8 protein-coding genes are annotated in these 8,608 nt (G+C 68.6%); all 8 read right to left on the reverse strand.

Features of this window, described 5'->3' with window-relative positions:
- The coding region (menD, locus tag QOI01_RS33175) for a 2-succinyl-5-enolpyruvyl-6-hydroxy-3-cyclohexene-1-carboxylic-acid synthase (protein ID WP_526388000.1) at positions 1-1,393 on the reverse strand (1,393 nt) is incomplete at its 3' end.
- Positions 1,394-1,418: 25 nt separating this feature from the next.
- On the reverse strand, positions 1,419-2,201 hold the full coding sequence (locus tag QOI01_RS33180) for an alpha/beta fold hydrolase (protein WP_526387988.1): 783 nt from the start codon (positions 2,199-2,201) through the stop codon (positions 1,419-1,421).
- A 201-nt stretch (positions 2,202-2,402) separates the two neighbouring features.
- Positions 2,403-3,161, reverse strand: coding sequence for a DJ-1/PfpI family protein (locus QOI01_RS33185; protein WP_526388002.1), 759 nt, complete (start codon positions 3,159-3,161; stop codon positions 2,403-2,405).
- A gap of 7 nt (positions 3,162-3,168) precedes the next feature.
- Positions 3,169-4,179 carry a GlxA family transcriptional regulator gene (locus QOI01_RS33190; protein ID WP_526387990.1) on the reverse strand — a complete coding sequence of 337 codons (1,011 nt, stop codon included), beginning with the start codon at positions 4,177-4,179 and terminating at the stop codon, positions 3,169-3,171.
- Positions 4,180-4,199: 20 nt separating this feature from the next.
- On the reverse strand, positions 4,200-5,345 hold the full coding sequence (locus tag QOI01_RS33195) for an LLM class flavin-dependent oxidoreductase (protein ID WP_526387992.1): 1,146 nt from the start codon (positions 5,343-5,345) through the stop codon (positions 4,200-4,202).
- Between the two features lie 46 nt (positions 5,346-5,391).
- A complete protein-coding gene (locus QOI01_RS33200) occupies positions 5,392-6,351 on the reverse strand; it encodes an o-succinylbenzoate synthase (protein ID WP_526387994.1) in 960 nt (319 codons plus the stop codon).
- Positions 6,352-6,368: 17 nt separating this feature from the next.
- Positions 6,369-7,937: a long-chain-fatty-acid--CoA ligase gene (locus QOI01_RS33205; RefSeq protein ID WP_526387996.1), complete on the reverse strand. Its 1,569-nt coding sequence runs from the start codon at positions 7,935-7,937 to the stop codon at positions 6,369-6,371.
- Between the two features lie 30 nt (positions 7,938-7,967).
- On the reverse strand, positions 7,968-8,608 hold a 641-nt coding region (locus tag QOI01_RS33210), incomplete at its 5' end, for an amidohydrolase (RefSeq protein WP_526387998.1).

Here is an 8,608-nt window from a genome sequence, read left to right on the forward strand (position 1 = left end):
CGTTGTCGTTGGACACCACGATGGTGAGGCTCTTGGGCGTCGGCTCGGTGGGCCCGATCAACAGACCGGAGCTGTCGTGGACGAAGGTCAGATCGCCGATCAGTGCGATCGTGCGCGGAACATGGTCGCCGCCGGAGCGCTCGTGGGCCAGCGCTGCGCCGATCGCCGTCGACACCGTACCGTCGATCCCCGCGACCCCGCGGTTGGAGCGCACCTGGATGCCCTTGGCGTTCAGACCGACCAGCGCTGCGTCGCGCACGGGATTGGACGCTCCCAGGACCAGCTGATCACCGTCGCGCAGCTCGTCGGCGACCGCCGCCGCCACGTGCAGGCCCGTCGTCAGGGGATGCGCCTTCAGTTGGACGCGCACCGCCTCGACGGCGTGGGCGTTGGCGTCGGCGCAGCGGCGCAGCCACGCCGGATCGGGCGTCCCTGCGGTCACCGCGCGGGTACCGGTGGCCTGCGAGTTGCCTGACACGTCCGGCCAGCGCGGGCCGGTGGTGAGCGCGAAGACCGGCACCGACGGGTCGGCCAGCAGCGTCGACACCGGCCGGTGCAGCGTCGGGCGGCCCAGCATGATGACCTGCTGGGGCCTGAGCGTCGACAGCGCCAGCGGGTGCAGCGGGTTCGCTGCCGGTGGCGCGGTCGGCTCGGCGACGGTCGGCAGCCCGGCCAGGTTCGGGTGTACGCCTGCGCCGTGCCCGGCGATCACGACGGTGTCCGGGGTGAGGTCGATGTCCAGCGGCTGATCGAAGGTCACCGGCGGCGTGTAGGTCCACGGACGGCCGCCTGGCCTGCCTGCAGGGGCGTAGTCACCCGTGCCGTCCACGCCGGGCACCAACGGGTCGCGCAACGGTATGTCGAACTGCACCGGACCCGCGTTGGCCGTGCGAGAACCCGTGGCGGCCGCGAGAACTCGGCACGTCGCGGAGCGCCACTGCGCATTGAGGGCGGCCATCTTCTCGGAGGCCCCCTCGGCCAATCCGAGGCTGATGGTGGCGCGAACCTGGGCGCCGAAGTAGCCGAGCTGCTCCATCGTCTGGTTGGCACCGGTGCCGAGCAGATCGTAGGGCCGGTTGGCGCTGAGCACTACCAACGGCACGCGGGCGTAATTGGCCTCGGCGACGGCGGGCCCCAGGTTGGCCACGGCCGTGCCCGACGTCATGGCCACACAGACGGGCGAGCCCGCAGCGACCGCCAGCCCGATCGCAAGGTATCCCGCGGTGCGCTCGTCGATGCGGACGTGCAGCCGAAGGCGCCCGGCACGGTCGGCGTCGTGCAGAGCGAACGCCAGCGGTGCATTGCGAGAACCCGGGCACAGGACGACGTCGCGGACACCACCGCGAATGAGTTCGTCGACGACGATGCGCGCCTGTGTCGTCGAAGGGTTCAAGCGTTCCGCCACGTAAACAACTGTGTCATACTCCTGCGCCGAAGAATTCGAGCACGGCGGCGTTCACGGCGTCCGGCCGCTCGAGGAATCCGAGGTGCCCCGTATCGGGTATCTGCAGGTAGCGGCCGTTCGGCAAGGCGTCGGCGACCTCCCGACCGAGGTGCGGTGGCAGCACCAGGTCGTCGGCGAACCCGATCACCATGACCGGCGCCGTGATGTTCTGGTAAGCAGGCAGCCGATTGCCCTCCGGCGAGATTCTGAGCTGGCTGCGCAACCCGGGGGTCGGCTTGACCGGCCACACGGTGAACATGTCGATCCAGTCGCGAACGGCTTGCTCGTCGTTCAGCGTCTTCGGCGAGAAGTTCTCCAGCAGTCGCACCTTCGCGCCGAATTTCGGGGGGAGCTCGACCCCTGCCTCACGGAGTTCGAACTCCGCGGAGCGGAAGAAGTCGCGCGTGTAGTCCTCCCGCCCACGGGTGGCCATCAGCGCCGCCGCGGACACCAGGTCGGGCCGGGCCAGCATCAGCTCCTGGGCGATGAACGATCCCATCGACACCGAGACGATCCGGACCGGGCCGGCGTCGAGCTTCTCGATGAGCTTCGCGGTGTCGAAGACCACCTGCTCGGTGGTGAAGCCCTGGGCCTTCTCAGTGGCGCCGATGCCGCGATTGTCGAATGTGATCACCCGATAGCCCGCCCGCTGGAACGCCGGAACCTGGTGCAGGTGCCACGTTCGGCCTGCGCCTCCCTGGCCCGCGATGAACAGGACGGGCTCCCCCGAGCCGCGGTCGTCGTACGCCAGATTCACCCAGCCGACCCTACTTGCAGCGATTCGAGGTGTCCCAACGGCGCTGAACCGGAGCCCGGACACCGACCCGAACGACGTCCCATGCGCGTTTTCTGCGCCATGGTCGTTGATCGGTGGACGAGGCCACGAATCACGACCGTGGTGCAGAAAAATGGCCATAGCGTCCAGGTCGTAGATCGCCGGAGAGAGCCGCCGGCTTCGCTAGTGCGACGGCGTGGGTTCGCGACGCTTCCTGCCGCGGCCTCGGGCCGCGCGGATCGCCTGGTCCCACAGCAGCAGCGTGGTGGCCTTCAACTGCGCCGGCTTCATCAGGTCCTTCGACAACATCGCGGTGGCAGAGGCCTTGGTGGCCGCCGACGCCTTGGACAGGTGGCCGGAGTCGAACGGCGGCTGCGGGTCGTATTCGATGGCCAACTGGATGGCCCTGGCCTTGGCCTCGCCGCCGATCTGGCCGGCCAGCCACATCCCTAGGTCGATGCCCGCGGAGACGCCGGCGCCCGTCACGATCTTGTTTTCCGATGAGCTCTCCGAGAAGACGATCCGCTCATCGCTCACCGGTGTCACGCCGAACGCCTTCAACGTCGGCACGGCCATCCAGTGCGACGTCGCGCGCTTGCCCTCGAGCAGACCGGCGGCGGCCAGGATCACCGATCCGGAACACACCGACGCCGTCCACGTCGCGCTGGCGTGAACCTGACGCACCCACGCGAGGAGCTTCTCGTCGCGGGCGTGCTCGAAGGTCGTCATCCCGCCCGGTACGAGGACGACGTCGGGCGACGGTGTTTCGTCGAACGAGTGCGTGGCGCCGACGACGAGCGTGCCGGAGTCCGCGGTGACTGGCCCCGGCTCGTGCCACACGAAGCGGACGTCCGCGTCGGGCAGGTTGTGCAGCACCTCGTAGGGGCCGATGAAGTCCAGGGCGGTGAAGCCGGGGTACAGCACGATGGCGATCTGCATGATGACTCCTCTAGGCGAACGTCTTGCGGTACTGGTCGGGCGAGATGCCCATGCGTCGAACGAAGTTGCGCCGCATGGTTTCCGCCGTGCCGAAGCCGTACCGCCCGGCGATGGCGGTGACGGTGTCGTCGGTCTCCTCGAGCTGCCTGCGCGCCGCTTCGGTGCGCACCCGCTCGACGTACGTCCCCGGCGCTTCGCCCACCTCGTCGGTGAACACGCGGGTGAAGTGGCGGGGACTCATGGCCGCACGGCGGGCGAGATCGGAGACGCTGTGTGGCCCAGCGGGTTCGGTTTCGATGGCCTCCTGCACGCTCCGGATCGGTGCGCGCTTGGCCCGCGGCATCCACACCGGCGCGGCGAACTGCGTCTGCCCGCCGGGCCTGCGGAGGTAAAGCACCAACCAGCGGGCCACCGTCTGCGCGACCTCGGTGCCGTAGTCGTCCTCGACGAGCGACAAGCCGAGGTCGATGCCCGCCGTGACACCGGCCGCCGTCCACGTCTTTGGCGAGCTCCGCAGGAAGATGGGCTCGGGATCCACTGTGATGGAGGGGAATTCGGCTGCCAGCTGGCTGGCATACGCCCAGTGCGTGGTCGCGCGGCAACCGTCGAGGAGACCGGCCTGTGCGGCCAGGAACGCGCCCGTGCACACGCTGACGACCCTGCGGGCGTTGGGCGCGGCCGCCCGGATCCACCCGATGAGCTCGGAGTCGCGCCGCGCCGCATCGGTGCCGAAGCCTCCGGGCAGCACGACCGTGTCGCATGCCTGCGTCGGGTCCGGCAGCGGTCTCGCCACGATTTCCAGCCCGGTGCCCGTCTTGGCGGACTGCCCGTCGGCGGAGACGATCGTCACCTCGTAGCCGTCGTCGTGACGACCCTGTCCGGCAAGGCACAGCGTGGCACCGGTGAAGACCTCGAACGGGCCGACCAGGTCGAGGGCTTGCACACCCTGGAACCCGACGAGCACCACCGACCGCTTCACACCACCCAGTGTTGGGGACCGCCGCCATGGCGTCCATGCCATGCACCCCTCGGATCAGGACATCAGAGTTTCTTGAGCCGGTGCACGATCCTGGTGAACGCGGGCATCGCGGCCATGGCGTTGCGCAGGCTGCGCTGCATCGGGGTCATGTTGGCCAGCACGATGTAGCGAAGACCCTGGTCACGCCATGCGGAGGCTTGTTCGACGACTTCGTCCGGTGTGCCGTTGAGGACCATCTCACGAATGACGCTGTCCGGAACGCCCTTGATGTGCGACAACACCGTCTGCTCGTCCATGTCCTGCGGGAGGATGTCCTGCGCGCCACCGAATCCGACGCCAAGTGGATGCTGCGCACCGTGCATGGCGTAGAACTCGTCGGACGCCAGCAACCCGCCCGCCCTGATCATTTCCGACCCAAGCGCCTCGTCGACCTCGCTGCGACTGCGACCGGTCACAACGGGAATCCACATGGCGGGCGTGATGGCCATGGGATCGCGGCCCGCGTCCGAAGCGGCGGTGCGCACCACCCCCAGCCGTCGCGCGTACTCCTGCGGCGAATGCGGGAGGGCAGGGAAGAAGCCGTCGGCGTAGCGCCCGGCGGCGCGCAGCATGCGGGGCCCGTGGGCGGCGATCCAAATCTCGGGCCACTGGCCGCGGTAGGGCGGCAGGTCGAACAGCGCGTTGCGCAATGGGAAGTACGGCGAATCGCGATTGACCAATTGGCCTTTGGAGTCCCAAAGTGCACGGATGGTGGCCATGGCCTCCTCGAACCGCGCCACCGGTTTGGACCAGTCGACTCCGTAGGGTTCGTTGCCTTCGCGCTCGCCGGTACCGATGCCAAGAATGGCCCGCCCCTTGGTGAGGAGATGCAGGGTCGCGGCGGCCTGCGCGGTGACGGCCGGATTGCGCCGACCTGTGTCGGTGACGCCGACGCCGAGACGCAACCGAGCCACGCGATTGCGCGCGGCGAGGTGGCCGAGCATCGTCCACGGCTCCAGATATGCGTCCGCGGTCGGCAGGATCTTCGCCGCGCCGCAGTACTTCGGTTGCCACAACGAACGCGGAAACAGCGAATTCAGGTGATCGGGGACCCAGAACGAGTCGACGCGACTCGCCACCGCCCCGAGATACGACGCCCTCGTGAAACTGTCCACCGCAGGCCGCGCTGCGACGAGCCCATCCATCAGACCGACACGAAATCCACCCATTTTGACCCCCCAGTCAAATCCCAGGCTTCAGTGTGCCAATACGCGGCTACAAGATCAATGGGTGGCACGCCCTGATCCGGTCGACCCACCACTGCCGCCGCACGGGCACGGCGGCCAGCGCCGACAGCCGTGCGGGGTCTGGGACGACGGGCCCGACGCGCAGCCTGCCGTCGTCGGGGACGACCGGCTCGGTGACGTCCTCGACGAACAGTCCCCCGGTGCCAAGCCCGCAGGCGTATCGAAGTTCGGGCAGGCACGCGGCGGCCAGCAGCCCCCTCGACATGCCGACGGCGGAATCCAGGGCGCTGGACACGACGATGGGGATGTCGATCTGCCTTGCGATGGCCAGCAGCCGCGTCACTCCACCGAGCGGCGCGACCTTCACCACCGCGACGTCGGCCGCCTTCGACCGCATGACGAAGAGCGGGTCGTCGGCCTTGCGGATGCTCTCGTCCGCGGCCACCGGCACGTCGACGAGACGGCGCAGCTCCGCCAGTTCCGGCACCGTCGCGCAGGGCTGTTCGAGGTACTCCAGCGGTCCGTCCGCGGTCAGCGCCGCGCAGGCGGCGGCAGCGTCGGCGACGGTCCAGCCGCCATTGGCGTCCACCCGCACCACGGGAACCAACTCGCGCACCGCGTTCACCCTGGCGACGTCGTCGGCCAGCGTCTGGCCCGGCTCGGCGACCTTCACCTTGGCCGTGCGCGCGCCGGGAAAGCGGGCCAGGACCTCGGGCACTTGCGACGCCGGGACCGCGGGCACCGTCGCGTTGATCGGGATCCAGTCGCGCAAGGGTGACGGCGGTTCAACGTACGCCGCCTCGACGCCCGACGCCAGCCAGTGCGCGGCCTCGGCGGGGCCGTACTCTCCGAAGGCGCCGAACTCACCCCAGCCCGCGGGGCCGTCGAACAGCGCGACCTCCCGAACGTCGATACCGCGGAAGCGAACCCGCATCGGCAGAGCGACGACGTGCAGACGGTCGAGCAGGTCGTCCAGGGCAGGCGTCACGTGTCCATCCTGCCCCGTCAGACGGTCGCCCGGTCGCGCCCCTCCCAGTACTGCTTGCGCAGATCCTTCTTCATGATCTTGCCCGTGGGGTTGCGCGGCAGCGCATCGACGACGTCGACGGTCTTCGGGCACTTGTAGGCGGCCAGATGCTCACGCGCCCAAGCGATCAGGTCCTTGTCCGAGACCTCGCCCTCGAGCGCGACGACCGCCTTCACCGACTCGCCCCACTTTTCGTCGGGGACGCCGATCACGGCCACCTCCGCCACGGCCGGGTGTTCGGCCAGCACGCGCTCCACTTCGATCGAGTAGATGTTCTCGCCGCCGGAGATGATCATGTCCTTGAGCCGGTCTTCGACGAAGATGTAGCCGTCCTCGTCGACCCTGCCGATGTCGCCCGTGCGGAACCACCCGTCCTCGGTGATCGCCTCGGACGTCGCGTCGGGGCGGTTGAGGTAGCCCTTCATCAATTGCGGTGACCGGAACCACAATTCGCCCTGCTTGCCGGCGGCCACCTCCTCGCACGTGTCGGGGTCGACCACCCGCACCTCGGCGTTGGGCACCAACGTCCCTGCGCTGGAGAGCCTCTCGGGATGCTCGGTGTCGCGATGCGCATCCGGCAAAAGGTGGCTTATGACGCCGCAGAGTTCGGTGAGCCCGTAGGCCTGGATGAAGTCGGTGTTCGGCCAGGCCTCCAGAGCCGCACGCAGCAACGGCAACGGCATCGGGGACGCGCCGTAGGAGTACGTCTTGAGGGCGCCGAACAGTTTGACGGCGTCCTCCCCCGAATCCAGCACCTTCGCCAATACGGCGGGCACCAGGAACGTGCGGTTGGCGCCCTTCAGGATCGCCCCCGCCAGAGCCGCGCCGTCGACGTCGCGCGTCACGATGCTCGGTACCCCGTTGTGGATGCCCAGTTGGGCGTAGGACGAACCGCCGACGTGGAACAGGGGCATCGACACCATGTTCTTGTCACCCTCGTCGAACTCGAAGCCCTCCTGCCCGTTGACCGTGTGCGCGATGAGATTGGCGTGGGTCAGCGCCACGCCCTTGGGCCGCCCGGTGGTGCCAGACGAGTACATGATGATGCAGACGTCGTCAGATTCGACCTCAGGCGAGCGGTCGACCGGCGTTGCCGCTTCGAGCATCGCCTCGTACTCGTCGCCGTCGTCCCCATTGGGGGTCAGCTCGATGACGTGTTCGACGCCTCCCAGCTTGTCGCGAATCTTGTCGATCGACGGCTTGAGGTCGGCACCGACGACCAGCAGCTTGGCGCCGGAATCGTTGAGGACGTATTCCATTTCGTCGGCGGCGAGCCTGAAGTTGATGATCGCGCTGGCCGCCCCGAGCGAGGCGGCAGCGAGCGTCAGCTCCAGGCAGGCGGGGTGGTTCTTGTCGAGGAAGGCGACGACGTCGCCGCGCTTGACGCCTCGTTCGGCCAGTGCGCCCGCGAGCCTGCGGATGCGGTCGTCCCACTGCGCCCACGTCCACCTGCGCTCGAAATAGATGACGGCTTCCGCGTCGGGTTGGGTCTGCGCCCAGTGGGCCGTGCGCTCGTCGAGGTATCGGGGATCAGGCAGGTCGGACATGTTGCGAGCGTGCCACGACGAAGGCCACCGTCAGTCGGATTTGGCAAACACGCGACGACCCGCGAGGTAGGTCGCGCGCACCTCCAGGTCCGCGATGTCCTCGGGCGGCACCGACCTCGGGTCCGCGGAGAGCACCACGAGGTCTGCGTACTTGCCCACCTCCAGCGAGCCGATGACGTCGTCGGAGAACAACTGCCACGCCGCGTCCAGCGTCTGCGCGCGGATGGCCTGCTCGACCGTCAGCCGCTCCTCCGGGGCCAACACCTTGCCACTTGGCGCGATGCGGGTGGCCGCGACGCTGATGTTGCGCAGCGGTTCCTCTGGCGTGACGGGCGGATCGTTGTGCAACGAGATGCGCATCCCGGTGGCCGCGGCCGACCCGGCGGGCATCCACCGCGAACCGTGCTCTTGGCCGAAGAGTCCGTCGACGAGGATGTCCCCCCAGTAGTGGAGCTGGTCGACGAAGATGCTGCACGTGACGCCCATGGCGTGGGCGCGCTGCAACTGCGCATTCGAGATGGCGCCGACGTGTTCGAGCCGCAGCCGGTGATCGTCGCGCGGGTTCGCTTGCAGCGCTTGCTCATACACGTCGAGAATGGTGTCAACCCCGGCGTCGCCCTGCACGTGGCACGCCATCTGCCAGCCCAGCGGATAGTAGGCGTCGACGATCT

Origin of the sequence: Mycobacterium sp. (genome assembly GCF_032162605.1) — a bacterium.
Taxonomy (GTDB): Bacteria; Actinomycetota; Actinomycetes; order Mycobacteriales; family Mycobacteriaceae; genus Mycobacterium.

What these genes read in the sequence shown, in the direction of transcription:
- QOI01_RS33190 (WP_526387990.1), bottom strand. Translation starts at nt 4,179, where the DNA reads ATGGCATGGACGCCATGGCGGCGGTCCCCAACACTGGGTGGTGTGAAG.
- QOI01_RS33195 (WP_526387992.1), bottom strand. Translation starts at nt 5,345, where the DNA reads ATGGGTGGATTTCGTGTCGGTCTGATGGATGGGCTCGTCGCAGCGCGG.
- QOI01_RS33205 (WP_526387996.1), bottom strand. Translation starts at nt 7,937, where the DNA reads ATGTCCGACCTGCCTGATCCCCGATACCTCGACGAGCGCACGGCCCAC.